General features: G+C 40.6%; 27 protein-coding genes and 1 other RNA gene. 16 read left to right on the top strand and 12 right to left on the bottom strand.

Features of this window, described 5'->3' with window-relative positions; all coding sequences use genetic code 11:
- Positions 1-113 precede the first annotated feature (113 nt).
- Positions 114-1,493 (top strand): wax ester/triacylglycerol synthase family O-acyltransferase, encoded by a 1,380-nt coding sequence (locus HYG89_RS07570; protein WP_004975420.1) that lies wholly within the window; start codon positions 114-116, stop codon positions 1,491-1,493.
- Positions 1,494-1,552: 59 nt separating this feature from the next.
- Here HYG89_RS07570 and HYG89_RS07575 read toward each other — a convergent pair whose 3' ends face one another.
- The 6 genes from HYG89_RS07575 to HYG89_RS07600 all read right to left on the bottom strand — a co-directional run bounded on the left by HYG89_RS07575 (position 1,553) and on the right by HYG89_RS07600 (position 6,314).
- Complete coding sequence (locus HYG89_RS07575) at positions 1,553-1,723, bottom strand: PA1571 family protein (RefSeq protein ID WP_004975418.1); 171 nt, start codon at positions 1,721-1,723, stop codon at positions 1,553-1,555.
- Between the two features lie 129 nt (positions 1,724-1,852).
- Positions 1,853-3,307, bottom strand: a complete 1,455-nt coding sequence (rng, locus tag HYG89_RS07580) for a ribonuclease G (RefSeq protein WP_178866918.1) — start codon at positions 3,305-3,307, stop codon at positions 1,853-1,855.
- A 39-nt stretch (positions 3,308-3,346) separates the two neighbouring features.
- Positions 3,347-3,913, bottom strand: a complete 567-nt coding sequence (locus tag HYG89_RS07585) for a Maf-like protein (RefSeq protein ID WP_004975413.1) — start codon at positions 3,911-3,913, stop codon at positions 3,347-3,349.
- The gene (gene mreD / locus HYG89_RS07590) at positions 3,901-4,407 is read right to left on the bottom strand and encodes a rod shape-determining protein MreD (protein ID WP_178866920.1); all 507 of its coding nucleotides are present in this window, start codon (positions 4,405-4,407) and stop codon (positions 3,901-3,903) included. Before mreD ends, HYG89_RS07585 begins: the two co-directional genes overlap by 13 nt.
- A complete protein-coding gene (gene mreC / locus HYG89_RS07595; RefSeq protein ID WP_167846190.1) occupies positions 4,394-5,251 on the bottom strand; it encodes a rod shape-determining protein MreC in 858 nt (285 codons plus the stop codon). The genes mreD and mreC overlap by 14 nt, the downstream gene beginning before the upstream one ends.
- Positions 5,252-5,267: 16 nt before the next feature.
- Positions 5,268-6,314, bottom strand: a complete 1,047-nt coding sequence (locus HYG89_RS07600; RefSeq protein WP_004975408.1) for a rod shape-determining protein — start codon at positions 6,312-6,314, stop codon at positions 5,268-5,270.
- Between the two features lie 137 nt (positions 6,315-6,451).
- Here HYG89_RS07600 and gatC point away from each other — a divergent pair, with 137 nt between their 5' ends.
- The 3 genes from gatC to gatB are packed head-to-tail and all read left to right on the top strand — an operon-like array spanning position 6,452 to position 9,772.
- On the top strand, positions 6,452-6,766 hold the full coding sequence (gatC, locus tag HYG89_RS07605; RefSeq protein WP_178866922.1) for an Asp-tRNA(Asn)/Glu-tRNA(Gln) amidotransferase subunit GatC: 315 nt from the start codon (positions 6,452-6,454) through the stop codon (positions 6,764-6,766).
- A gap of 52 nt (positions 6,767-6,818) precedes the next feature.
- Positions 6,819-8,297 carry an Asp-tRNA(Asn)/Glu-tRNA(Gln) amidotransferase subunit GatA gene (gene gatA, locus HYG89_RS07610; RefSeq protein ID WP_004975402.1) on the top strand — a complete coding sequence of 493 codons (1,479 nt, stop codon included), beginning with the start codon at positions 6,819-6,821 and terminating at the stop codon, positions 8,295-8,297.
- Positions 8,297-9,772 (top strand): Asp-tRNA(Asn)/Glu-tRNA(Gln) amidotransferase subunit GatB, encoded by a 1,476-nt coding sequence (gatB, locus tag HYG89_RS07615; RefSeq protein ID WP_178866924.1) that lies wholly within the window; start codon positions 8,297-8,299, stop codon positions 9,770-9,772. Before gatA ends, gatB begins: the two co-directional genes overlap by 1 nt.
- A gap of 47 nt (positions 9,773-9,819) precedes the next feature.
- Here gatB and HYG89_RS07620 read toward each other — a convergent pair whose 3' ends face one another.
- Positions 9,820-10,590, bottom strand: a complete 771-nt coding sequence (locus tag HYG89_RS07620; protein ID WP_256733958.1) for an SIR2 family protein — start codon at positions 10,588-10,590, stop codon at positions 9,820-9,822.
- 490 nt (positions 10,591-11,080) lie between these two features.
- Between HYG89_RS07620 and HYG89_RS07625 the strand changes: the two genes are divergently transcribed.
- A complete protein-coding gene (locus tag HYG89_RS07625; protein WP_178866926.1) occupies positions 11,081-11,686 on the top strand; it encodes a hypothetical protein in 606 nt (201 codons plus the stop codon).
- Positions 11,687-11,762: 76 nt separating this feature from the next.
- Here HYG89_RS07625 and HYG89_RS07630 read toward each other — a convergent pair whose 3' ends face one another.
- The 4 genes from HYG89_RS07630 to sbmA form a co-directional block, all read right to left on the bottom strand.
- Positions 11,763-12,086, bottom strand: coding sequence for a hypothetical protein (locus HYG89_RS07630; protein ID WP_178866928.1), 324 nt, complete (start codon positions 12,084-12,086; stop codon positions 11,763-11,765).
- Between the two features lie 172 nt (positions 12,087-12,258).
- Complete coding sequence (locus HYG89_RS07635; RefSeq protein WP_178866930.1) at positions 12,259-12,915, bottom strand: hypothetical protein; 657 nt, start codon at positions 12,913-12,915, stop codon at positions 12,259-12,261.
- 248 nt (positions 12,916-13,163) lie between these two features.
- Positions 13,164-14,105: a hypothetical protein gene (locus HYG89_RS07640; protein WP_178867002.1), complete on the bottom strand. Its 942-nt coding sequence runs from the start codon at positions 14,103-14,105 to the stop codon at positions 13,164-13,166.
- Positions 14,106-14,410: 305 nt separating this feature from the next.
- Entirely contained in the window at positions 14,411-15,607 is a 1,197-nt protein-coding gene (gene sbmA / locus HYG89_RS07645; protein ID WP_178866932.1) for a peptide antibiotic transporter SbmA, read from the bottom strand.
- A 395-nt stretch (positions 15,608-16,002) separates the two neighbouring features.
- Here sbmA and HYG89_RS07650 point away from each other — a divergent pair, with 395 nt between their 5' ends.
- Both HYG89_RS07650 and HYG89_RS07655 read left to right on the top strand, forming a co-directional pair.
- The gene (locus tag HYG89_RS07650) at positions 16,003-16,209 is read left to right on the top strand and encodes a hypothetical protein (RefSeq protein WP_004975391.1); all 207 of its coding nucleotides are present in this window, start codon (positions 16,003-16,005) and stop codon (positions 16,207-16,209) included.
- Between the two features lie 664 nt (positions 16,210-16,873).
- Positions 16,874-18,232: an NAD(P)-binding domain-containing protein gene (locus tag HYG89_RS07655; protein WP_178866934.1), complete on the top strand. Its 1,359-nt coding sequence runs from the start codon at positions 16,874-16,876 to the stop codon at positions 18,230-18,232.
- Between the two features lie 131 nt (positions 18,233-18,363).
- On the opposite strand, the gene glpK is transcribed toward HYG89_RS07655, so the two are convergent.
- A complete protein-coding gene (glpK, locus tag HYG89_RS07660; protein ID WP_178866936.1) occupies positions 18,364-19,848 on the bottom strand; it encodes a glycerol kinase GlpK in 1,485 nt (494 codons plus the stop codon).
- Positions 19,849-19,978: 130 nt separating this feature from the next.
- On the opposite strand from glpK, the gene ssrA reads away from it, so the two are divergent.
- From ssrA to HYG89_RS07705, 9 genes are all read left to right on the top strand, one after another.
- Positions 19,979-20,338: a transfer-messenger RNA gene (gene ssrA / locus HYG89_RS07665) on the top strand.
- 179 nt (positions 20,339-20,517) lie between these two features.
- A complete protein-coding gene (locus HYG89_RS07670; RefSeq protein WP_178866938.1) occupies positions 20,518-21,747 on the top strand; it encodes a tyrosine-type recombinase/integrase in 1,230 nt (409 codons plus the stop codon).
- 150 nt (positions 21,748-21,897) lie between these two features.
- On the top strand, positions 21,898-22,473 hold the full coding sequence (locus HYG89_RS07675; RefSeq protein WP_178866940.1) for a hypothetical protein: 576 nt from the start codon (positions 21,898-21,900) through the stop codon (positions 22,471-22,473).
- A gap of 39 nt (positions 22,474-22,512) precedes the next feature.
- Entirely contained in the window at positions 22,513-23,004 is a 492-nt protein-coding gene (locus HYG89_RS07680) for a hypothetical protein (RefSeq protein WP_178866942.1), read from the top strand.
- Between the two features lie 135 nt (positions 23,005-23,139).
- Positions 23,140-23,355 carry a transcriptional regulator gene (locus tag HYG89_RS07685; RefSeq protein WP_178866944.1) on the top strand — a complete coding sequence of 72 codons (216 nt, stop codon included), beginning with the start codon at positions 23,140-23,142 and terminating at the stop codon, positions 23,353-23,355.
- Between the two features lie 3 nt (positions 23,356-23,358).
- On the top strand, positions 23,359-23,577 hold the full coding sequence (locus HYG89_RS07690) for a helix-turn-helix domain-containing protein (protein ID WP_019837972.1): 219 nt from the start codon (positions 23,359-23,361) through the stop codon (positions 23,575-23,577).
- Complete coding sequence (locus HYG89_RS07695) at positions 23,574-23,825, top strand: hypothetical protein (protein ID WP_178866946.1); 252 nt, start codon at positions 23,574-23,576, stop codon at positions 23,823-23,825. The genes HYG89_RS07690 and HYG89_RS07695 overlap by 4 nt, the downstream gene beginning before the upstream one ends.
- Complete coding sequence (locus HYG89_RS07700) at positions 23,822-24,205, top strand: hypothetical protein (protein ID WP_256733961.1); 384 nt, start codon at positions 23,822-23,824, stop codon at positions 24,203-24,205. The genes HYG89_RS07695 and HYG89_RS07700 overlap by 4 nt, the downstream gene beginning before the upstream one ends.
- Complete coding sequence (locus HYG89_RS07705; protein ID WP_178866948.1) at positions 24,198-24,479, top strand: hypothetical protein; 282 nt, start codon at positions 24,198-24,200, stop codon at positions 24,477-24,479. The genes HYG89_RS07700 and HYG89_RS07705 overlap by 8 nt, the downstream gene beginning before the upstream one ends.

Raw genomic sequence — 24,479 nt, forward strand, 5'->3', positions numbered from 1 at the left:
AAATCACTATATTTGTTTGATAAAAAAGATATACTGAATTAAATCTTATATAACTCTAAAAACCTTGTTCAGATAAGAACAAGCGTAGAAATTGCAGTGAGGCAATCCACAATATGCGTCCATTACACCCTATTGATTTTATTTTCCTATCACTCGAAAAACGTCAACAGCCCATGCATGTGGGTGGATTATTCTTATTCCAAATTCCAGAACATGCGCCAGACACTTTTATTCAAGACTTGGTTGCCGATATTCGCAATTCAAAGTCGATGCCTATTGCACCATTTAACAATAAGCTCAATGGTCTATTTTGGGATGAAGATGAAGAGTTCGATCTCGATCATCACTTCCGTCATATTGCCTTGCCAAAACCAGGTCGCATTCGTGAATTATTAACGTATATTTCACAAGAACACAGTTCACTGATTGATCGCGCCAAACCTTTATGGACTTGCCATATTATTGAAGGTATTGAAGATAATCGTTTTGCGATGTTCTTTAAAATTCATCATGCTATGGTAGATGGCATTGCAGGCATGCGTTTGGTGGAAAAATCCCTATCGCATGACGAAAATGCAAAAAGAATTGTACCACCTTGGTGTGTGGAAGGCCCACGTGCTAAACGTCTGAAAGAACCGAAAGTCAGCCGTTTAAAGAAAATTTTTGGTGGGGTTAAAGGTCATGTTGAAGCAACCCCTCGCGCAGTTTATGAAGTATCACAAACCGTTGCTAAAGATATGGGACGTAACCCCGATTATGTTTCTAGCTTCCAAGCACCAAGCACCATCTTAAACCAACGTGTGAGCGCCTCACGTCGTTTTGCCGCGCAATCTTTTGAGTTTGCACGTTTGCATCGCATTGCTAAAGCTTTGGGCGTAACCATTAATGATGTGGTACTGGCAATTTGCTCAGGCGCATTGCGTGAGTACTTACTCAGCCAATATGCTTTACCGAAAAAACCTTTAATTGCGATGGTGCCTGCCTCTATTCGTGATGACGATTCTGAAGTATCTAATCGAATCACCATGATTTTAGCCAACTTGGGTACGCACAAAGAAGATCCGCTTGAGCGTTTAAAAATTGTGCGCCGCAGTGTACAAAATGCCAAGCAGCGTTTTAAGCGCATGAATGCCAATCAAATTATGAACTATAGTGCTTTTGTTTACGGCGCTGCTGGTTTAAATATTTTGTCAGGCATTATGCCAAAGCGTCAGGCCTTTAACTTGGTTATTTCCAATGTACCTGGCCCACGTGAACCTTTGTATTGGAATGGTGCAAAGCTAGATGCACTATACCCTGCTTCAATCGTGTTAGATGGACAAGCTTTAAACATTACCATGACCAGCTATTTAGACAAATTAGAAGTTGGTTTAACTGCTTGTCGTCATGCCTTACCGAAAATGCAAAACTTATTGCAACACTTAGAAGATGAAATTCAGCGCTTTGAACAGATTATTGATGCGCCTGAAGGGGTCAATAAAATCGTGGATTGATACGTCAATCCATCAGAAAAATAATTCAATAGAATCAATTAAGGGGCAATTGCTGCCCCTTATTTTTGAATAGTACGACACTGTTTTAATAATTGCTGACAAACTGCGCTAACCATTGCAGTGGTAATTTGAGTTTCTTTACCTTGCTCATCCACAATATAACCGTTATGTGTCACTTTACGATCTAATACTTTTAAACTCTTTTGAATCACAACTTTACTCATACCCATGACATACCTCATTTGCTAAACCGAGGGAGATGTTCGGCTTTGGCTACTCTGTATGCTTAGTATTGAGAATTCACTCAAAAAAGTAAAATTTCAGATGTAACAACTGTTTAGCGATATCCTGTTACAATTTCAGCTCAGAATGATATCGTATTGCTCTTGCGTATATAAATTTTCCACCTGAAATTTAATCACACGGCTGACAAAGTGCTCTAAATCCGCCACTGCTGGCGCTTCGGCAGTTAACAATCGGTCAATCACCGATGGGTGTGCAACGACAGTAAAGCCACGTTGTGATTCAAATGCGCGTGCATATCTTAAAATTTCTCGAAAAATTTCGTAACACACTGACTCTGCTGTTTTGACATATCCCCGCCCCTGACAAGTTGGACAGGCTTCACAAAGTAAATGTTCTAATGATTCACGGGTGCGTTTACGGGTCATCTCGACCAAGCCCAATTCAGACACTTGGGTAATTTTGGTCTTGGCATGATCTCGTTCAAGCATACGCTCAAACTGACTCAAGACTTCATCACGATGCTGTACTTCTTGCATATCAATGAAGTCAATAATGATGATGCCACCCAAATTACGCAAACGTAACTGGCGGGCAATGACCTGTGTCGCTTCCATATTGGTTTTAAATACGGTGTCTTCTAAAGTCCGACCACCGACATAAGAACCCGTATTCACATCAATAGTGGTCATGGCTTCGGTCTGATCAATCATCAGATAACCGCCTGACTTTAATGCCACACGGGTTTGCAACGCTTTTTGAATATCTTCTTCGACATTGTATAAATCGAACAGTGGACGCTCACCAGGGTAATGAATCAGGCGATTGTGCATATTGGGCACAAACTCATCCACAAATTCTTTTAATTTGGCGTGAATTTCACGTGAATCGACATAAATTTTAGCGGTGTTATCATTTGCCAAATCACGAATTACACGTTGCGGTAACGGCAACTCTTCAAAAATCAAGGAAGGCACAGCAATGCTTTTTTGTTTACGCTGAATGTATTCCCACAATTTTGCTAAGTAACACATATCTTGCACTAAAGCCGTTTCATCGACGCCTTCGGCAGCTGTGCGTACAATCACTGAACCTGGCAATTTATGCTCGGCCTGAATGGTTTCAATGATCCCGCGTAGACGCTCACGTTCTTCACTCGATTCAATGCGTTGTGATACGCCAATATGACTGCCATACGGCATTAGAACCAAATAACGCGAAGGAATGGAAAGATCAGTGCTCAGTCGTGCGCCTTTAGTACCGAGCATATCTTTCATCACTTGCACGGTTAGAATTTGCCCAGGCTGCAATAATTCAAAGACATTCGGTGTAGGTTGGCTGCGCGGCCAAATCATGTCATTGATATGCAAAAAAGCAGTACGCGATAAACCAATATCGACAAAAGCGGCTTGCATGCCTGGCAGCACGCGCACCACTTTGCCTTTATAAATATTGCCCACCAAACCACGCTTGGCTGTACGCTCAACGAATAGTTCATTGACCGTGCCGTTTTGAATTAACGCCACCCGACACTCCATCGGTGTGACGTTAATCAACAACTCGTCAGACATAATAAAACTCAAAACATTATAAAAATTTTTGTGCAGCAGTTAATTTAGTGCCTTAACTGTCTGTAATAACTGTACGGTTTCATAGAGTGGCAGGCCGACAACATTGCTATAACTGCCCTCAATACGCGGAATATAACGTGCTGCGATGCCCTGAATCGCATAAGCACCCGCTTTTCCAATCGGCTCACCTGTTGCCCAGTAGCTTTCCATATCATCTAGGCTAAGCGATTGAAATTCAACCTGTGTACGTACCACTATACTGGATTTTTTCTGTTTTGTACGCACACAAACCCCTGAAAAAACATCATGTTTTCGACCAGAAAGTTGTGACCAAATGGCAAAGGCATGTGCTTTGGATTCTGGCTTGCCCAAAATCTGCCCATCTACGCCTAGACTGGTATCGGCAGCAATCACAATAGCATCAGGAAATAGCCGTAAAACCGCATCGGCTTTGGCACATGCCAACCGCTCAACATACGCGGCAACATCTTCGCCCGCTAAAATAGATTCATCGATGTCTGGACTGTAAATTTCAAATTCCAGCCCAAGCTGTTGCAGGAGTTCCCGACGGCGCGGTGAACTTGAGGCAAGAATTAAATGCGCCATTTTCGCAAGAAATAATACAGCACAGGCCAGAGCAAAATACTACTCAGCAAAGGTTGCCAATGACGGGCAAATGGGAACTGAATCCCACCCATGACTTGCATCACCCAAATCAGGGCGAGGTGTGCCAAAATTGCGATTACACTAATGACCCATAAATTCGCAAACGTCATAATACGGCGCTCACGAGTCAGGAAACGCGCCACAAAAGTAATCACCACAAAACTTAGGGCATTCATGCCCAAAGGTGCATCGAGGAGCAAGTCTGCAAACAAGCCTGTACCAAAGGCAAACCAAATACCACACCAAGTTGGTTGCCCAAGCACCCAAAACAAGGTCACCATCAACATAAACAATGGTCGCCAACCCGAGCCTGTATAAGACAGCGGATACACCATGAGTACAGATGCAGCAATTACAGAAATAATAATCGGAAATAGTGGATCTTTATTCTTGTTTTGTCCGAGTCGGGTTTGTCCAATTTTAGCGATTGGCATTTGGCTGCTCCTTCGCTAAAGATTCTGAGAACAGCACCACCACATGATGACCACCCGCCAATTGTGCTGCAGGCATCACATCAATTTGTGCAAACTCACCAGAATTATGTCGGCTGATTTTGGCAATGCTTCCAACCAAATATCCTGCAGGGAAATGCTCGCCCAAGCCTGAGCTATAGACTTTCTCTCCAACCTGAATATTGGCACTGGTCGGTACATATTCCATTTTCAAACGCCCTAAATCGCCCGTACCCGACACAATGGCTCGCATGCCTGTATGTTCCAAACGCACTGAAAGTGAGTGTTCTTTGTCAGAAAGCAACATGACACGGCTACTGTGTGGATACACAGCAATGATCTGCCCCATAATGCCTTTATCATCCAAAACGGTTTGCCCGACTTTGAGCTGATTTTGTGAACCACGGTTAATCACAATAATGTGGCGCAAAGGATCGGCATCGGTACCAATTACTTCAGCAATTTCCATGCGTCCATCAATGATTAGAGGCGTATCGAGTAGACCACGCAGGCGGGTATTTTCTGCAGAGAGTTCAGACAATTTTTGCAAACGGACTTGAGCCTGTAATAGCTCTGCCTGCATCGCGGTATTTTCACGACGCAATTGAGCCTCAGACTTACTTTGTTGACTTAGCCATTCTCGCGACAATACAGGATAGCTTGCAAGGGCATAAATTGGATTATATGCCGCATACAAAACATCACGTGCAGGTTGAATTACATGCGGGACACGCCAGTTAAAGAACAGGATGACCAAGCAAGTAATGACCGCAATTATAAAAGAGCGAAAAGATGGCGGTTGTCTGGAAAACAGATTTGTTTGCACCGCCGAATCCTATGTATTAGCCAACAAATAACATATCGTGGTTTGGATTATCAAAGAATTCCAAGACCTTGCCACCACCACGGGTAACGCAAGTTAATGGTTCTTCTGCGACTACCACAGGCAAGCCAGTTTCTTGTGCCAAAAGCTTGTCTAGGTTACGCAATAACGCACCGCCACCGGTGAGCACAATTCCACGCTCTGCAATATCGGAAGAAAGTTCTGGTGGAGTTTGTTCCAGTGCAGATTTTACTGCCGATACAATGCTTTGTAACGGATCAGAAATGGCTTGGGTAATTTCATCAGAAGTTACAGTAATGGCACGTGGCACACCTTCTGCCAAGTTACGACCACGCACTTCAATTTCCAGTGGTTTAGCACCTTCATCTGGCAATGCCATGCCAACTTCTTTCTTAATGGTTTCTGCTGTGGTTTCACCAATCACACAACCATGTGCCTTACGCACGTAGTTAATGATTTGCTCATCAAATACATCACCACCAATACGCAATGAATCTGAATAAACACAACCTTGTAATGAAATGATCGCGATTTCTGTCGTGCCACCGCCAACATCTACCACCATTGAACCACAGGCTTGCTCGACTGGCATACCTGCGCCAATTGCTGCTGCCATTGGCTCTTCAATTAAACGTACATCACGTGCGCCTGCGTTAAACACGGCTTCACGAATGGCACGGCGCTCTACCAAAGTAGATTTGCATGGTACACACACCACTACACGCGGTGCAGGTGGGAATAAACGTTTTTCATGCACTTTGCCAATAAATTGGTTCAGCATGGTTTCAGTCACTTCAAAATCAGCGATGACACCATCTTTCATTGGGCGAATTGCAGAAATGTTTGCAGGGGTACGACCCAACATTTGTTTGGCATCAAGACCGACTGCGGCAACAATTTTCTGTGAACCGCTGTGACGAATTGCCACAACTGTCGGTTCATTTAATATAATGCCTCGTCCTGGCGCATAAATAAGTGTATTTGCTGTACCTAAATCAATGGCTAGGTCTGGCGAAAACAAGCCAATTAGTCGTTTTAGAATCACGGAGTCGTTCTCGATTAAACTTTATGTGGACGCAAGTTGGCAACTTTAACTAAATGTGGTGCGTTGAACAAGTCAATCGCTTATTATAACGCACGATATTTTGAAATTTTTTATTAATACTGATTTTAGGTGATGTTATGTCTACCTCGGATGCTCAGCATTCTGCAGATTTAAATGCACAAACAGTTTCAGCAATTGCCCATCTTGCTCGTCTTAAACTCAATGATACGCAATCTGCTGAGTATGCTCAAAGTCTAAATAAAATTTTAGGCATGATGGAAAGCTTAAAAGGCATAAATACCGATGACGTTGAGCCTTTAAAAAGCCCATTTGACCACCATCAACCATTACGTGAAGACGTCGTAACCGAACAGAATCATCGTGAGCAATATCAAGCTGTTGCCCCTGCAGTTCAGGATGGCTTGTACCTTGTTCCACGTGTGATTGAATAATTTATTCGGCTGTTACATTTTGACTTCATAAAAAGGTAAAAGAATTTTTCTCATGACAGATTTACATCGCTTATCGATTCGTGAAATCTCTGAGGGTTTGGCGGCAGCCAAATTCTCCTCTCGCGAACTAACAGAACATTATTTAAAACGTATTGCCAAAATTGATCCGCAAGTGCGCTCTTATGTCACCGTGACCAATGAAGTAGCACTGGCACAGGCGGATGCAGCCGATGCATTACGTCAGGCGGGTCAAGCGACAGCACTGACAGGTATTCCTGTTGCACATAAAGATATTTTTTGTACCCAAGGCATTAAAACCTCTGCGGGTTCAAAAATGCTGGACAATTTTATCTCGCCTTATGACGCAACTGTGGTGGCACAAGGTAAAAATGCAGGTTTGGTCACTTTGGGTAAAGTGAACATGGACGAATTCGCAATGGGTTCAACCTCTGAAAGTTCGTTCTATGGCGCGACCAAAAACCCATGGGCACTTGACCATGTACCGGGTGGTTCGTCAGGTGGTTCTGCTGCTGTCGTGGCGGCTGACCTTGCACCATTTGCTACAGGTACAGATACAGGTGGTTCAATCCGTCAGCCTGCGTCTTTCTGTGGTTTGACTGGTCTCAAACCAACTTACGGACGTGTTTCACGTTACGGCATCATCGCTTATGCATCATCTTTAGATCAGGCAGGCCCAATGGCACGCTCTGCAGAAGACTGCGCATATTTAATGAATGTAATGGCTGGTCATGACGCCAAAGACTCAACCTCTATGGATAAAGCGGTTGAAGATTATGTGGCGAACCTGAATGCAACAACGCTCAAAGGCTTACGCATTGGTATTCCGAAACAATACTTCAATGTGGCTGGTTTAGATGCTGCGGTGAAAGCACGTGTTGAAGAATCACTAAAAAAATTAGAAGAATTGGGCGCAGTATTGGTTGAGATTGATCTCAACATGACTGAAAGCTACGTGCCAACTTACTATCTGATTGCCCCAGCAGAAGCATCATCTAACCTTTCTCGTTACGATGGTGTGCGTTATGGCTACCGTGCAGAAAATCCTCAAGATATTTTAGACCTCTACAAACGCTCGCGTTCTGAAGGTTTTGGTGCAGAAGTGCAACGTCGTATCTTGATTGGTACGTATGCTCTTTCTGCGGGTTATTACGATGCTTACTACGTGAAAGCACAAAAAGTCCGTCGTTTAATTCAGCAAGACTTCTTAAAAGCCTTTGAACAGGTCGATGTGATTGCAGCACCAACTGCACCAACAACTGCCTACAAAATTGGCGCGTCTTTAGACCCTGTTGAAATGTATTTGGGTGATATTTACACCATCGCAGTGAACTTAGCGGGCTTACCAGCAATTAGTGCGCCTGTTGGTTTTGACCAAGATCACTTGCCTGTGGGTTTACAATTGATTGGCAATTACTGGTCTGAATCACAATTGTTATCTGTGGTACATCAGTATCAACAAGCGACAGATTGGCATACTCAACGCGCTGCAATTGCTGAGGAGAACGCATAATGGCGAAGAATACTGCTAAACCCAAATCAAACCTGATTGATGGCTGGGAAGTCGTAATTGGTATTGAGATTCACACTCAGCTTGCAACCAATTCTAAAATTTTCTCGGGCTCATCAACCGAATTTGGTCAAGACCCAAATACGCAAGCCAGCCTTGTTGATTTAGCTATGCCGGGCGTCTTGCCTGTGTTGAATAAAGAAGTGGTGGATTTGGCAATCCGTTTTGGCTTGGGTATTGATGCCTACATCGACCAAGCCTCTGTATTTGCACGTAAAAACTACTTCTACCCGGATTCTCCAAAAGGCTACCAGATCAGCCAGATGGATAACCCGATTGTAGGCTTGGGTCATATCGACATCCAACTTGAAGATGGCACAACCAAACGCATTGGCGTAACCCGTGCACACCTTGAGGAAGATGCAGGTAAATCGATTCACGACCAATTTGAAGGCATGTCAGGTATTGACTTAAACCGTGCAGGCACACCTTTATTGGAAATAGTATCTGAGCCAGATATGCGTTCGGTTGAAGAAGCGGTTGCTTACATTAAAGCGATTCACACACTGGTTCGTTGGTTAGGTATTTCTGACGGCAACATGGCTGAAGGTTCGTTCCGTGCGGACTGTAACGTGTCGTTACGTCGTCCGGGTCAACCCTTCGGTACACGTTGTGAACTTAAAAACCTGAACTCATTCCGTTTCATTGAACAAGCGATCAATGTTGAAATTGAACGTCAAATGGAAATCTTGGAATGGGATGGTACGATTGACCAAGAAACACGTTTGTTTGACCCTGTGAAGATGGAAACGCGTTCAATGCGTTCGAAGGAAGAAGCCAACGATTACCGTTACTTCCCTGATCCAGACTTGTTGCCTGTGATTATTCCTGATGCGCAAATTGAAGCCATTAAAGCCACTATGCCTGAGCTTCCTGCTGCACGTCGTGCACGTTTCGTGGCGGACTTTGGTGTAACTGAGTACGATGCTCACGTGCTCACATTGACTCGTGAAATGTCAGAATTTTACGAAGCTGTGGTTGCTGCGGCTGGTGGCGCGGCACAAGGTAAAGTATCTGCAAACTGGGTAATGGGTGAATTCTCTGGTGCTTTAAACAAAGCAGGCTTAGATTTGGCGGACTCTCCTGTTTCTGCGGAAAAACTTGGCGGTATGATCGCGCGTATTGTGGACAACACAATTAACGGTAAGATCGCGAAGCAAGTATTCGGCTTTATGTGGGACGAAGGCAAATCTGCGGATGAAATTATTGCTGAAAAAGGCTTGAAACAGGAAACTGATACAGGCGCGATTGAAGCGATTATTAAAGAAGTTCTTGCTGCCAATGAGAAGATGGTTGAAGAGTATAAATCTGGTAAAGACAAAGCCTTTAACGGTCTTGTTGGTCAAGTGATGAAAGCTGCGAAAGGCAAAGCCAACCCTGCACAAGTGAATGAATTGATGAAGAAATTGATTGGTTGATCTGATCTTTTTTTTTAAATAAAACCCGCTTTAGAGCGGGTTTTTTATTACCATGATGTAAATTGAGTAATATCGGGCATTCTCTGCAACGTGACATTAGCACCTAGCTCACTATCCCAAAACTGTTGACGCTGTTGAGTTGTTTGTCCATCACCGTCCCATTCAATAATTTTTTTATTTTTTGAACTAGCATGTACCTTTAAAATTTTATTTAAATGAATATCACAACCTGAGTATCCAAATAAAATTATCTCTTTTACTTCACTTAAAGATAGAATCAAGTAGCTCCAATAAGTTGATAAAACCTCTGAAGCTGTGATTACACTTGGCTTATGAGGAATATGCGTTAATACTATGTGCTTACTACCAAAGATATTATTGGTTGAAATCTGTGAAGTTTTTAATTTGTAGGTTATCCCGCTTATATCTTTAAATAATGGGCAGCCATGTAAATGCATATAATACCCAAAGTCTCTTCCAAAAAGTCTTTCCATGTTACTAGGTGCGAAACCAGTATCATAAAAACCATCAACCAAATATCCTGAATAACCTTTACAAATCTCTTCCTTGATAAATTCATCATATAAAAGTTTATCGTAATTCAGGGTAGCAACATGTGATTTTGTATTTTTAATAAAATCAATTAATGCATTCTTAAAATTACTAGGTAAGGTATTTGATGAATCGAACAAATGAGACGCTACAGTATGAATATATTCTTGAACTGCTTCAGTAAAATCTTTTCCATAACTTGATAACCAATGAATATTATTAGCAGCATTTGGAAAACCGTTCAGAAAATCACATGATGTAGACACTAAGTGCAGTTTGTCTAACTCATCTTCCGAAACAGGACAGTTTCCAGTTGGTATAGGCTTTGTTGCACAAAGATTTCATAACTATATGATTTTAAAAGTTTTGATTATTTTTTGATCCAAAATTAAATTTATTTAAATCAGATGCTTACATATTTATGCAACAAAGCCGTTGGTATACAATTCTGAATCAATCCTCTATGCTGAATATCACTCCACATTGAAGTGTCATTCCAAACTGTGTTCAAAGCATTATTTAAAGAGTAATGATTAGAATCAATAGCCATCCCTAGACCATTGCCAAAAATTAAGAGTTTTCTATCCATGAAAATAATTATCTTCGAAAATATTGAATAGTATTAAACATCAAAAAATTAGACAGTTACAAAAATATTTTTCTCCAATAGATAGATGCGTATATTTTCAGAATCCCCTTTTTCAAAGAACGACTTTATTAATACAATCTTCCTAAGCACTTCACACCAAAAACAACATGACCATCAAAAAAGTATCCGCCATCGCCAAACTCGAAGACCTAGGACGTATTCAACTATCAAGGTCCTTCTTTATGCGCGATTTCCTCTATAGTGAAATCGCTAATTGGTATGGTGTACCCAACTTCCCAGATCATCCTGAAAAAGCCATCTACACAGGTACACAACTGTGCGAGCAACTGCTCGAACCACTCCAAGATAAATTTGGACGAATTGCGATTCGCTCGGCATATCGCTCACCAAGCGTAAACCAACTTGGTAATGAAAAAGGACATAACTGCGCCAGTAACGAGAAAAACTTTGCCAGTCACATTTGGGACTATCCCGATGCAAAAGGTTATGGGGCAACGGCGTGTATTGTCATTCCATCATTTTTAGCACTGTATGAAAAAGACCAAAGCAATTGGCAACAACTCGCCTATTGGATTCATAATAATTTGAATTACAACCATCTACAATTTTTCCAAAAACTTTGTGCATTTAATATTGGCTGGCATGAACAGCCTGCACGAGAAATTTATAGTTATATTCAGCCCAAAGGCTATTTATTACGTGGCGAAGCAGTGAATAAAGAATTTGAGAAGTTATATCCAAATCTTATTTAATTTTATCTCCCATTCCCACAGCGAGAGGAAATATCACACCCTCAATAGAATATTAAAATTACCAACAAACCTTCTCTTAAAAACCGAGGTCTTTACAAACATTCTCCTTGTCTAAACCCTTGAGTAATACACGATATTCTTTGGTTTCTGCATCAATTTTCTTTGGATTAAAATGTCGATTGGCTTGGTTTAAAGCAATAACATCTTGATAGTACTTACGAACATCCACACACAAAATACGGATTTGCTCGCGCTCATCGCCCCTGAGTCTGGCTCGTGTCATCTTTTCATCTATAGCACGATTAGAATCTAGCCCCAAATAATAACGCTCTGTCACATAATCATGCGCAGTGGCTTGTTTCAGGCTTTTGGCAGAAATATTAAAACTGAATAAAGCCAATATACTAAATCCTGAAATTTTAATTGTGCTATGCAGCAAATGTTTTAACTTCATAACGGCTTTGTTGCATAAATATGTAAGCATCTGATTTAAATAAATTTAATTTTGGATCAAAAAATAATCAAAACTTTTAAAATCATATAGTTATGAAATCTTTGTGCAACAAAGCCCTTCATAACTGTGGATGCTCCGTCGGTAGTCGATTCCAAAACCAATGAATACGGCCTTGTGTATCAAGCAAAGTATGTGTCTTAATCTGCTCATGTGTAACATTGTTGCCCCAGCAGGCATTTGCACTATTTCGGTTATTATGTAGATATATTTTTTCAGTCGTATCATCAATTTTTTGTGGTGGAATGCAGACTGCATAGCCAGCAGGAATCCATAAATCTGCCACAACTAAAGCTTGTTGTTTGGTGTCATATAGACCAACAGAAATCACCAAGTCCAAATAAGGGTCGCTGGAAACGAACAAATGCGGAAAATTATGCCCTTCTAAATCTGTGCAAATTGTAGGAAATAAAGTCCGATCTTGCCCTGAAGATGCTGTGTCTAAATATGGATTGGCATAAGCTGCAAATTTTCCGTAAATGTATTCACAATAACTAACGATATCGTACTCATTTTCAATCTTGATACTTTTGCCCTGTCCAATCAAATGCATACCAAAAGCTGCTGCCAATTCTGGCGTGATTTTGAAAGGTGGATAAACAATTGATTGTGTAACCTCAGGAAAATCAAGTTCTGTGATCACCCCCCATTTGGTTTTTTTCTGATTTTTTGCTCGAACCCGAATGGGTGCTAAACAACTTAAATCAGCTGCTGTCACAGCTTCGGTCTTAAGCAAAGTTCTCTGAATTCTTTTATTCAATGCGGTGAAATGTGGCCTGCCCCGTTCATTAAAAAATACGGTGTCGCGCTTAAATCTACCGTAATTTCATCGACCATCTCATTCAACAGCATGCGTGAAAAATAAGTCCCCGTATCTACACGCTGCTCTGTGTTTCTTTTTTCATTTTATTTTCTTTTAAATGACTCAATTCATTTGAATACCCAGCTTATAAAGCTAGGGGTTGGTTATTTCATTTGATTTAACATATTTTTTGCGCCCGCATGATTATAATTTTTGGCTAAATTCTGCAAAATGCGCTTGGCTTGCACTTCTGCGTTTGGAAAACGACTGCGATAACTCGACACACTGGTTAAACAACGTGCCACCAACATGCCAGATTCTGTATAAATACGCGTACCCTCTGCGCCCTGTAACTTGCCATAGTTATAAGCACGTTGCGCATTATTACAGGCATTAATTTGATTACGCCCACTGTTTAAATCACGACGTGCCGCCACATATAAACGTGTCTGTTGCTGTTGTGGTGTCTCAACCACGCGTGGTGGAGCTGTTTTTACTGGCGCAACTACAGGCTCTTTTTTCTCTTCAGGTTTTTCTTTCATTTCAGCAACTTTGGTTGCATTTGTTGTTTTTGGATTACTTTGAGCTGCTTTAGGTGCAGCCTTTGCAGGTGTAGAAACCGCGCGGTAAAAACGTCGTGCTTCATCTTCAGACATTATTTTAGTGACCAAACTCACTACTCGCGCTTCACCACGCTGTTCCAACTGGCGCTCTGCCACAGGTTCAATAGATACAATCCAACTTTCGCCCTGATTACCTACACAGCGGTATGCCCCAATCCCCTGTTTTACATCTCGATAAGTATTGAGTAGTTTTTTAGACCATGCATTTTTGACTAAACTCATTGAGCTTTTATAGGCCAGCGTTAAGCGTCCATTTTGTGACTGACAATAGCTGCCCATATATTTACGTGGAATCATAGATTCAGCAGGCTGATCTTTGCGCTGTGGCCCCCAATAATAGACATATTCTTTAGCGGCACCACTGGGCTGATTTAAGTTTTTTTGAACAATCAGTTCTTGTGCAGATGCAAAATGCTTCACCGAATTTGGGCTATATTGATCGACTGTTGCACAACCAAATAATAGGCTGCCCACCCCCCCCATCAAAAGTATTTTTTTGCAGGTCACGTTTCAATTCTCAATTGTTTTTATAGGAATGAAAATATATGAATTAGCGGAAAATAACAAATCTAACACCTTGATTTTATAGTTAAATAATCATCGCTTTATTTGAATCGCGTTTGATATTTTTATAAAACAATCCAATTCATCACAGTTTTTTATGATTTTGAATACTAACACTCATATTATTTTTTATACAACTGTTCAGATCTATTTATATTTAGCAATCATGGCTCTGAACATGTGAACGCGACATCCACAACAAATCATGGATGTCGCCACCACAACTAGTGATCCAATGTCGATTCAAATGCTTTTAAACGCTTATAGATAGACAAGAGCTCAATAATGGTTGGCCAAGATGCAATCAGATACTGAAAAGATTCACGGACTTTGCCAAATACGTTGGCAATTTGCATCATCAAACCCAATGTAATAGCCCCTGCGGCAATACTTGGGAACAACACAAATAAACCATAAATATTGTCCAATTGCATGTACCAAATGCGTACCAAGTTAAAATAGGCATAGTGGAAATATAAACGGAAATAGTTCAAACGCACTTTGCTAAACAGTTCTTTTAAACTCAGCGGATCAGCACGTTCAGCGTGATCTTCACCATAAACCAATTCTTTACGATAAGCCGCCTCAACTTTTTGGTTATTGAATTCCAGACCTGGTAACTTCGCACCCACCACAATTAACACCACTGTACCAAATACTGCCCAACCCACTGCAGCCCAAACTAAGGCATACGAAATTTCCCCCACTATAGGCAGGGCTTTGACATGCACAGACAAACTAAACAGCACAGGTAAAAATGCCAACAAAGTCATTAGGGCTTCGACTAAATTTACCCCTAAAGTTTCCGTGGTTCTGGCAAAGCGCATGGTATCTTCTTGAATACGCTGTGAAGCCCCTTCAATATGTCTGAGTTTTTCCCAATGTGCGGTGTAATAATTATTCATTGCCGTACGCCAACGAAAAACATAGTGACTAACAAAAAATAAATTCAAAACCATTAAGGTCACTGCCACCATGGCGATGTATAAAAAGGTCAGCACACCTGCATAGAGTTCATTGACATCTCCACCGCCACTACTGAGCATTTTTTGAATCAGGTCATAAAATGGGTTGTACCAGGCATTCACCACAACATTGACTTGTACCCCAAACCAAATATTAAACAGGATGAATGCCGATCCCCATACCGACCAGCGCTGCCATGGGTGATTTGCTTTAAGTTTCCAGAAAATGGCAAACAGCGTCGTTGCCACAAAAAACCACAGATAAAACCATAAAAATGCAGGTGACCAAAAACGGCTGACATCGATGGGTAATGTTGCTTCGGCATAGCCTTGCGGGAAGCCAATCCAACTACCCCATGCGCTACCGCCCGAGTACCATAAAGCCAGATTGATCGCGAACCAAACAAGCAATGAAATAAAAAACCACTTTGGATTTGGAAAAAATGACTTAAACATGCAGACAAAAAGCCTTTATTTTTTAAATTGGAATGTAAAACCCAGTGCCTTCACCACTTAAAAAAGCGTGAATGGATACTTTAACTTTTATACTTTATACGCTGTTTTTTCAGCAATAATTTTATTTTTATACTGAAAACTGTAAATTTCATCAATCGGCTATATTTTACTGCGCTGTTCATTTGCCATTCATCTAAGAAATTACATCAAATTTCAATTTCTTATATTTTTAAAATGTCAAATTATGAAGTATTGGGCAAATTTATTGCGATTTTTTGACCAACAATTCAAGTACAAAATATTTAAACCCGACACAAATTTACGATTTTGTGTAGATTATTCATCAATTTACTATATAATACAGTTGATTAAAAATAACTCATTTAGGGTGCGGTATGGAATCTCCAACAGAAAACATTGCTATTGAGCTACTTGAACCTATTGTTCTACGTAAAGAAAACTGCGCACCAATTGAATTCGAGCAAGGTACAATTTTAAAAGTTTTATTGGTTAATCCTAACTCCTACTTGGTTACCGTAGACGACGAATTTAACTTTACTGTCTCTTTAGAAGATGAAAATAAGGTGTGGCGTAAACTTTAATTACTGAGTCGCCACAAACTTTAATGATTGAATGTACGCAAAGCACATTCAATCATTAGATAAAGCTTGATAAATACGCTACTGCTTTCATGGCTTATAAAAACTAAACTTTCATTACACCTATCAATCACAGCATCCTTTTAATTTTTCAGAAGTCCACTTCGGGTATGGCTCTCTGAAAATGTTGCCTAAGATTCAGTTTTCAATCCTCTGTATATCATTGTAGATTTTGCAACAATCTCATCAAAATCACCTTTATATTGGGCAAAATGAGATAAAAATTAGCTTTAAATTTTCATCTTATTTTCTCTATAAAAATCAATAAAATATACCAATTGATCAAACCAAAACAACAACAGCAATGACTTTAAATTCACTTTTACAACTAAGCAAAACCAAAATTAATCAAAAATTATGATAAGATCATGCTTCTTGTAAAATACATTTTTTTATAAAGATGAGTTGCTTAAGCAATTTTTACTGTCTTTAGTGTGTTTTATTTTTTCTATTTTTTTAATTCACATCCTATTTTGACAAGATCTACTTGATCTCTAAATTTAGGATTGTATTTGCTTATTTTTATAATGCGGATATTTAAAATCCTGAATTGTGTCACTCAAAATTGGAGAAGTAATTAAGAACTCAAAAACTAATGGAGATAGCAATGGATCGAATTGCAATTATTGGCGCTGGCCCAAGCGGCATGGCCCAATTAAGAGCGTTTCAGTCAGCAAAGGCCAAAGGTCTACAAGTTCCTGAAATTGTATGTTTCGAAAAACAAAATGATTGGGGTGGACTCTGGAACTATACTTGGCGCACAGGTATAGATGAACATGGCGAACCTGTCCACGGCAGTATGTACCGTTATTTATGGTCAAATGGCCCTAAAGAAGCGCTAGAATTTGCCGATTATACTTTTGATGAACACTTCAAAAAACCAATCGCGTCTTATCCGCCACGCGCAGTGTTGTGGGATTATATTCAAGGTCGTGCAGAAAAAGCACAGGTGAAAGACTTAGTCCGCTTTAATACCGCCGTTCAGCATATTCATTATGATGATGCGACGCAAAAATTTACGGTTGATGTCGAAGATTACGCACAGCAACGTCATTATTCAGAACAGTTTGATTATGTTGTGGTGGCCTCTGGGCACTTTTCTACCCCGCGTGCCCCTGTTTATGAAGGCTTTGATCAATTCCATGGTCGTATTTTACACGCGCATGATTTCCGTGATGCACTGGAATTTAAAGGTAAATCAGTGCTGTTGGTGGGCAGCAGCTACTCTGCCGAAGACATTGGTTCGCAATGTTATAAATACGGCGCCAAACAAATTTACAGTTGCTATCGCAGTAAAGCCATGGGCTTTAAGTGGCCCAAAAACTGGTCTGAAAAACCACAATTACTGCGTGTAGATGAAAATACTGCTTATTTTGGTGATGGAACATCGGCCAAAATTGATGCCATTATTTTATGTACGGGCTATTTACACCACTTCCCGTTTATTGAAGATGGCTTGCGCCTCAGAACGCATAACTGCCTTTATCCACTAGGTTTATATCAAGGTGTGGTTTGGGAAAAGAATCCTCGTTTGTTCTATTTAGGCATGCAAGATCAATGGTACACCTTCAATATGTTCGATGCGCAGGCATGGTTTGTCCGTGATGTGATTTTAGGCAAAATTGCATTGCCAAGTACAGATGAAATGCAAAGCCATACCCAAACCTTGCATGAAAAAGAGCAACGCTTAATCAGCGATGAACAATCTGCACGTTTCCAAGGGGATTACATCAAACGCCTGATTGCGCAGACCGACTATCCATCTTTCAATATTGATGCAGTACACGATATTTTCATGCAATGGAAAAAGCATAAAAAAGAAAATATTATGGGCTTTAGAGATAAAGTTTATCGCTCAGTGATGACAGGAAAAATGGCTAAACCGCATCACACACCATGGCTTTATGCACTAGATGATTCTCTGGAAAGTTATCTAGAAGATGAAGCTCAACGTGAGGCGATGTAAGGCGTGATCTCAAAGATTAAAGCAGGCCTGCCGTAACGAAAAAAACAGCTACAAGCCTCAAAAGTTTTGCTGATGAGGCTTGTGGTTTAAAGATTTATTTCAACTTAGCGTTATTTTAGAAATAGCGCTGATTATAAGTCTGACTTAGCACGTTTTAAGGCTTGTTGCCAACGCGCTAAATGTTCTGCACGCTCTGCTTCATTCATTTGGGGTTCAAATACCCGATCTAACTGCCAAGATGCTGAAATTTCAGATAAGTCAGAAAATACACCCGCCTTTAAACCTGCCATAGCTGCTGCTCCCCAAGCGGTTGATTCCAACATTTTAGGACGTAACACAGGCACATTTAAAATATCGGCTTGGAATTGCATCAACATATCATTTTGACTAGCACCACCATCGACTCGAAGCTCTTTCAGTGGATGATCTAAATCGGATTGCATCGCAGTGAGTACATCCGACACCTGAAATGCAATGGATTCCAAGGCAGCACGGGCAATATGTGCCTTGTTGGTGCCACGTGACATTCCACATAAAAGCGCTCGCGCTTCACTGTCCCAATGTGGCGCACCAAGCCCTGTAAATGCAGGAACTAGCACTACACCATCGCTAGAAGTTACACTATTGGCAAGTTGTTCCACATCGCTGCTTTTTTGGATAATACCCAAACCATCGCGCAGCCATTGCACCACCGCGCCTGCCATAAAAACACTGCCTTCAAGGGCAAAATGGGTTTGATTTTGACATTGCCACGCCAAAGTGGTGAGTAACTTATTTTGGCTAAATTGCACCTGATTGCCTGTATTAAACAACATAAAACAGCCTGTACCATAGGTGTTTTTTGCTGTTCCAACTTCAAAGCACGATTGCCCAAACAACGCCGCCTGCTGATCGCCTAAAATACCTGTAATTGGGATATTCGCGCCCAATAAACCCGTTGCGGTATCTGCAATATAGCTGTCGGATGCAATAATTTTGGGTAAGACCGATGCGGGAATTTGAAATAATTCCAGTAATTCTTCATCCCAAGTTTGGCGATGTAAATTCATCAACATCGTTCTTGAAGCATTACTCGCTTCAATGACATGCTCTGCGCCTTGGGTCAAATTCCAAATTAACCAACTGTCGATGGTGCCAAAAGCCACGTGCCCCTGTTGTGCCAATGCTTTTAACCCATCGACATGCTCAAGCAACCACACCAGTTTGCCTGCACTAAAATACGGATCGATACGCAGACCTGTTTTTTCCTGAATCAATTGCATCTGGTTATTTTGAATCAAGTGATGACACCAATCCGCCGCACGACGATCTTGCCAAATTATGGCAGGTGCCAGTGGTTTGCCTGTGCGTTTATCCCACACTACAGTCGTTTCACGTTGATTGGTCACGCCAATCGCACAAATGTCTTTAGCCAAAATACCTGCAGTCGCCAAGGCTTGTTGCACCACAGCAATTTGATTTGACCAGATTTCTTGGGCATCTTGTTCCACCCAACCTGAATATGGGGTCTGGATATGGGTTTCTCGTTGTGCCGTTGCCTGAACTTGTCCGTGTTCATTGAAGATGATGGCGCGACTAGAAGTTGTGCCTTGATCGAGTGCCAGTAAATAACTCATATTTTTTATTGTGTTTGACTTGAAAAATAAAATATTAGCGCAATTATGTAACTAAGCGCATCGAAATGTGTAATTGTGCAGAAAATACATCGTAATTTTTGCCAGCTATGCTATGATTGCGCTGTGATATGGGGGTGTTATTGGCTTCGACGCTGATGATGAAGCTCATAGATGCATGCCGAGAGCGCATTTTCTCTCGTAAATCAAATTTGCATTAAAATAGTCGCAAACGACGAATCTTACGCTCTAGCTGCCTAAGGGCCGCTTGTCCGCTTCACTGAATACTTGTGGTCAGTGAACCCGACTGAAGCGCACGCACACAAGTCCGTATAGAGTTGAGCCTCGGGACTTTATACCAAACTTAGAGGATCGCACTCTGAACCCTGTTCGTCGGGTCTTAGAGTGTTAAAACAATAGACGATATCTAAGCATGTAGTATTCTCGAGTGTAGTGTTGGCGGACGCGGGTTCAACTCCCGCCACCTCCACCATATACCTAACAAAACATGGCAAAATATGCCAAGTTTTAAAAGATAAAGGCTTGATTCTAAAGGGATTGAGCCTTTTTTCTTGCCTAAACATAACCAAATATAACTAGCCATAGGGATACATGCCATGTATCCTAGCGTGTATCCCCTCATATTTATTGAACTGGCAGGGATACAAGAAAATGAAACGAACAGACATAAAACGCAGACCACTAGCAGACACCGTACTTGCAACCCTTGAGCCTGAATTAAAAGAATATCGGGAGCTAGACGGCAACGGCTTATATTTTCGTGTCAAACCTGATGGTAATAAATCGTGGCAACTACGATATAAAAAAGCTGATGGTAAATGGTCATGGTTAGGTATCGGTGGCTACCCTGAAATATCAGGACAGTTAGCACGTAAAAAAGCGCAAGAACTTTTAAACGATATTTCAAAGGGCGATAACCCTATCATCACCAAACAAGAACGCAAGCGAAAAGAGATAGAGCAGCACAGTGCTACTTTTGAAGTCTTAGCACGTGAATGGTTAGACACAAAAAAGGAATCATGGGTACAGGACACCATGACCCGAAATAAGGGCGCACTGGAAAAACATATATTCCCTATTTTTGGCAAACGCCTATATGCCACTATCAAGCCGATTGAATGGATGAACTTATTAAAAAGTATTCAGCAAGAGAAAGGTATTTTTGAGCAAGTGAACCGTATGCGCTCGATGTGTCGTGACATTTACGATTTTGCAAAGGTCACTGGACGTATGGACTACAACCCAGTTGAGGGCATTCAAAAATACTTACAGCAAGGCAAGAAGCAAAACATGCTGCATGTGAGCGAACTTGAGTTACCCCCACTGTTAAGAGCTATCAATAATTATCCGACTATGGATGTGCGTATAGGCTTGCAACTTTTAGCTATGTTGTTTTGCCGACCAACTGAACTAAGACAAGCCAAGTGGCAAGAATTTGATTTAGAGCAAGGCTTATGGAATATCCCTGCTGAACGTATGAAGAAACGCCGTGAGCATCTTGTACCGTTGCCAACTCAAGCCACTACCCTATTAAAAGAATTGCAAAGCTATGAAACCAATTCTGAATATTTATTTCCGAGCAGATCGGACAAGAGCAAGCCAAAGTCAGACACAGTTTTTATTATGGCTTTGCGCCGTATGGGTTATGAGGGCAGACAAACCCCACACGGATTTAGACATATTGCGAGTACCTTGTTAAACAATCGTGGCTTTGATGAACGTCATATTGAAGCAGCACTGGCACACGTAAAGGACGGTGTGGCAGGTGTATATAACAAGGCTCAATATTTAGATGACAGAGCAAGCATGATGCAATGGTACGCCAATCATTTAGAAGAAGTTGCAGATCAGAGCATTATTCAATTCAAAAAAGCACAGTGACAAGGCTTGTCGCACTACTAGCCAATAAATGCACAAATAAAGGTAAATATAGATTATATTCAGATTGCTAAGTCTAGGTTAGCTCCCGAAAGTCGGACACCCAATCCGATTGGCTTAGCAGCTTTTTTGGGGATGCTGTGGGAGGCATGAATGGGCTTAGCTCAAACTATATTTAATTCTATTAAGAAAAATTACTTTTCGGTATGGGATATTATTTCCTTAATAGAGCAGAAAACTAATAATGATTTATTTGATATTGGGCTATTTTTAGGTCATATCAATATAGAAGAACATATAACTATATATCAAAGAGATAGATTCTATAATTTGCATGAAATTGACATTAACTATAATAAAAATCCTTTAGGGGGAATTATTGATTGTTTAATGAATATCATGCCTTTTGATTCCGATGAAGAACAACAAGAGGGTAGGATGAGAGTACGCTCAGAATCTGATAAATTATTTTTTTCTAAGCAAGATATTTATAATTTTAAGCCTATTATGGATTTAGGCTTTATTGAAAAACCAGTACTTCAGGTTATTGAAGCTGAATCAATACAAGAAGCAGAGCCAAAAGATAAGTATAAATTTCTTTTATATAAACAACACCTATTTAGTATAGATGAATGTGCGTGCATAATTTCAGATTATGACCCATTAGAAATACAAAAGCTTCCTCATAATGATGTTGATGAAATTGCCCCAGACTACTCAAGAGCTTAAAGCTTTATCAGATCGGCAATAGAGGCAGATAAGTTAAATGTGTTTAACTATAAAATTTATGCTGATGAGTTTAGGGAGTATTTAGTCAGTGAAAATATAATTATTGCTGGCTTTAATGATGACCTACAGGGTGCTGAATTAGAGAAAAATACAGATGCAAGCAACATAGAGTTGCAGCAGTTAAAACTAGAAAATGAAAAGCTGAAAGCAGAACTTGCAGAGAAAGACCAAAAAATAAAAGAGCTTGAATCATTAAACCCAAAAAATGATATGGATTTATTGAGTTTAATTTTTGATGAATCTGCTACAGAAAGATATGCACCTGATTTAGCTTTATCAATTAAGTTATGGGAGCATATTTATATAACTAATCCAAAGAGTGATAGTCATACAAATAAAGCCATTAAATGGCTAGAGAGCAATACAGGCTATGAGGTAAGTAAAAAAGCTGGATCAGCTTCAAAAATACGGGAAATCACAACTCCTTTTGTAAGCTGGGGCAATCTAAGAGATAAAAATTATAAAAAATAAATACCATCTAAATAATTGATTTATATATACCCTACCTACCCAAGCTAGGGTATTTTCTTTCATTACCCCAGTTACCCCACCTATCAATATTTTTGCTTTTATGCCCTAACAATATTTAGCTATGTAGGTGCATAAATGACCATTAATCCAATCCGTGTTCAATTCAAAACAGCTTGCCAAATTCTTGATGTAAGCCGTGAATCATTGCGCCATATCGTGCGTACAGATGCCACCTTTCCCCGACCTATTAAGACTGGCGACACCAAACAAGCACCAGTCTATTTCGACTATACCGAGCTTGTAGAGTGGCACAACAAGCAGCGTTTAAGCCTTGCAACTATGGAGGTTTAATCAATGAATAACACCCAATTAAAACAAGTCCTAGCACACCTTAAACAAGGCAAAACCCTTTCACAAGCTGAGGCTATCGACCTATTCAATTGCTACCGACTGAGCGCAATTATTCAGCGTTTACGAAATGCAGGCTATGACATTGTGACCCATAACGAACGCAATAAGTCAGGCATTGGCAGACATGCACGTTATGAACTTATTAAGCAGGTGGCAGCATGAAAGATGTATATACCTACGTCCTTGCTTCATTCTCCCCAACAGATCAAGCCGACATTGAGGCAGATTTAATCGTAAATGATGAGCCTATGAAATTCTTACAGGTCACTGGCATAGATGGCGACATTGCAGGCGTTATCGAGGCAAGAAAGCAGCTTTTAAATGATGGAAATGCAAAGGATGTTTTGATTCTACATTTAGGCAGCCTTGCCACATTGAATGATGCAATTTTGAAAGGGATAGCAGCATGAAAGAGCTATTTTTAGAAATGCTTAAAGGACTACTTTTAGGCGTGTGCTTTGTTTTGTTTTGCTCTGTTATTGCAAGTCTAAGCCGTTCCGCTTATGCTGTAGACCTCTCAAAATCTGTAAGCGTCACCCCACAGCGTCATTGTGGTTTTATTGTGCCTAAGTTTTGCCTAGCCTCTCAAGCTGTGCAAGAAACAAGCGCAAGCATTTCAGCTATGCAAACAAGGCTGTACTCCCTCTATGAGGGGATGACACGACAAAATAAGGTTTTGCCGAATATGTCGGGCGGTTCTTACAGACCGAGAGTGAATCCTCTCACCATAATTTCTCAAGTTGTGGTGAATCTCAAAACTCAGAACTGTAAGGAGGCACTCCATGCCTAATCAAACTAAAAAACCATACAAACCAGAACTTAGTTGCACACAGGCGTTTTTCATTCCACACCCTGATGCCAACCACTTAAACGCTCAAGATACTGTGCAGAGCTTAGTAGCCAGTACAAAAGACCTTTCAACAGTCATTTTTAACTGCTTTGATGATGGCACAAAACTTGTCATTAAAGATGAAGTTGTAGCCAATCTTATTTATGAGATGCAAACCAAGCTAGAAATGATTGAGGCTATTTTGCCAATGGCTTTCAATGATGGGGAGGTTTAA

This window comes from Acinetobacter sp. SwsAc5 (genome assembly GCF_013391485.1).
Classification (GTDB): Bacteria; Pseudomonadota; Gammaproteobacteria; order Pseudomonadales; family Moraxellaceae; genus Acinetobacter; species Acinetobacter towneri.

What these genes read in the sequence shown, in the direction of transcription:
- HYG89_RS07570 (WP_004975420.1), top strand. Translation starts at nt 114, where the DNA reads ATGCGTCCATTACACCCTATTGATTTTATTTTCCTATCACTCGAAAAA.
- HYG89_RS07575 (WP_004975418.1), bottom strand. Translation starts at nt 1,723, where the DNA reads ATGGGTATGAGTAAAGTTGTGATTCAAAAGAGTTTAAAAGTATTAGAT.
- rng (WP_178866918.1), bottom strand. Translation starts at nt 3,307, where the DNA reads ATGTCTGACGAGTTGTTGATTAACGTCACACCGATGGAGTGTCGGGTG.
- HYG89_RS07585 (WP_004975413.1), bottom strand. Translation starts at nt 3,913, where the DNA reads ATGGCGCATTTAATTCTTGCCTCAAGTTCACCGCGCCGTCGGGAACTC.
- mreD (WP_178866920.1), bottom strand. Translation starts at nt 4,407, where the DNA reads ATGCCAATCGCTAAAATTGGACAAACCCGACTCGGACAAAACAAGAAT.
- gatC (WP_178866922.1), top strand. Translation starts at nt 6,452, where the DNA reads ATGTCTACCTCGGATGCTCAGCATTCTGCAGATTTAAATGCACAAACA.
- gatA (WP_004975402.1), top strand. Translation starts at nt 6,819, where the DNA reads ATGACAGATTTACATCGCTTATCGATTCGTGAAATCTCTGAGGGTTTG.
- gatB (WP_178866924.1), top strand. Translation starts at nt 8,297, where the DNA reads ATGGCGAAGAATACTGCTAAACCCAAATCAAACCTGATTGATGGCTGG.
- HYG89_RS07625 (WP_178866926.1), top strand. Translation starts at nt 11,081, where the DNA reads ATGACCATCAAAAAAGTATCCGCCATCGCCAAACTCGAAGACCTAGGA.
- HYG89_RS07640 (WP_178867002.1), bottom strand. Translation starts at nt 14,105, where the DNA reads ATGGGGGGGGTGGGCAGCCTATTATTTGGTTGTGCAACAGTCGATCAA.
- sbmA (WP_178866932.1), bottom strand. Translation starts at nt 15,607, where the DNA reads ATGTTTAAGTCATTTTTTCCAAATCCAAAGTGGTTTTTTATTTCATTG.
- HYG89_RS07650 (WP_004975391.1), top strand. Translation starts at nt 16,003, where the DNA reads ATGGAATCTCCAACAGAAAACATTGCTATTGAGCTACTTGAACCTATT.
- HYG89_RS07655 (WP_178866934.1), top strand. Translation starts at nt 16,874, where the DNA reads ATGGATCGAATTGCAATTATTGGCGCTGGCCCAAGCGGCATGGCCCAA.
- glpK (WP_178866936.1), bottom strand. Translation starts at nt 19,848, where the DNA reads ATGAGTTATTTACTGGCACTCGATCAAGGCACAACTTCTAGTCGCGCC.
- HYG89_RS07670 (WP_178866938.1), top strand. Translation starts at nt 20,518, where the DNA reads ATGAAACGAACAGACATAAAACGCAGACCACTAGCAGACACCGTACTT.
- HYG89_RS07675 (WP_178866940.1), top strand. Translation starts at nt 21,898, where the DNA reads ATGGGCTTAGCTCAAACTATATTTAATTCTATTAAGAAAAATTACTTT.
- HYG89_RS07685 (WP_178866944.1), top strand. Translation starts at nt 23,140, where the DNA reads ATGACCATTAATCCAATCCGTGTTCAATTCAAAACAGCTTGCCAAATT.
- HYG89_RS07690 (WP_019837972.1), top strand. Translation starts at nt 23,359, where the DNA reads ATGAATAACACCCAATTAAAACAAGTCCTAGCACACCTTAAACAAGGC.
- HYG89_RS07695 (WP_178866946.1), top strand. Translation starts at nt 23,574, where the DNA reads ATGAAAGATGTATATACCTACGTCCTTGCTTCATTCTCCCCAACAGAT.
- HYG89_RS07700 (WP_256733961.1), top strand. Translation starts at nt 23,822, where the DNA reads ATGAAAGAGCTATTTTTAGAAATGCTTAAAGGACTACTTTTAGGCGTG.
- HYG89_RS07705 (WP_178866948.1), top strand. Translation starts at nt 24,198, where the DNA reads ATGCCTAATCAAACTAAAAAACCATACAAACCAGAACTTAGTTGCACA.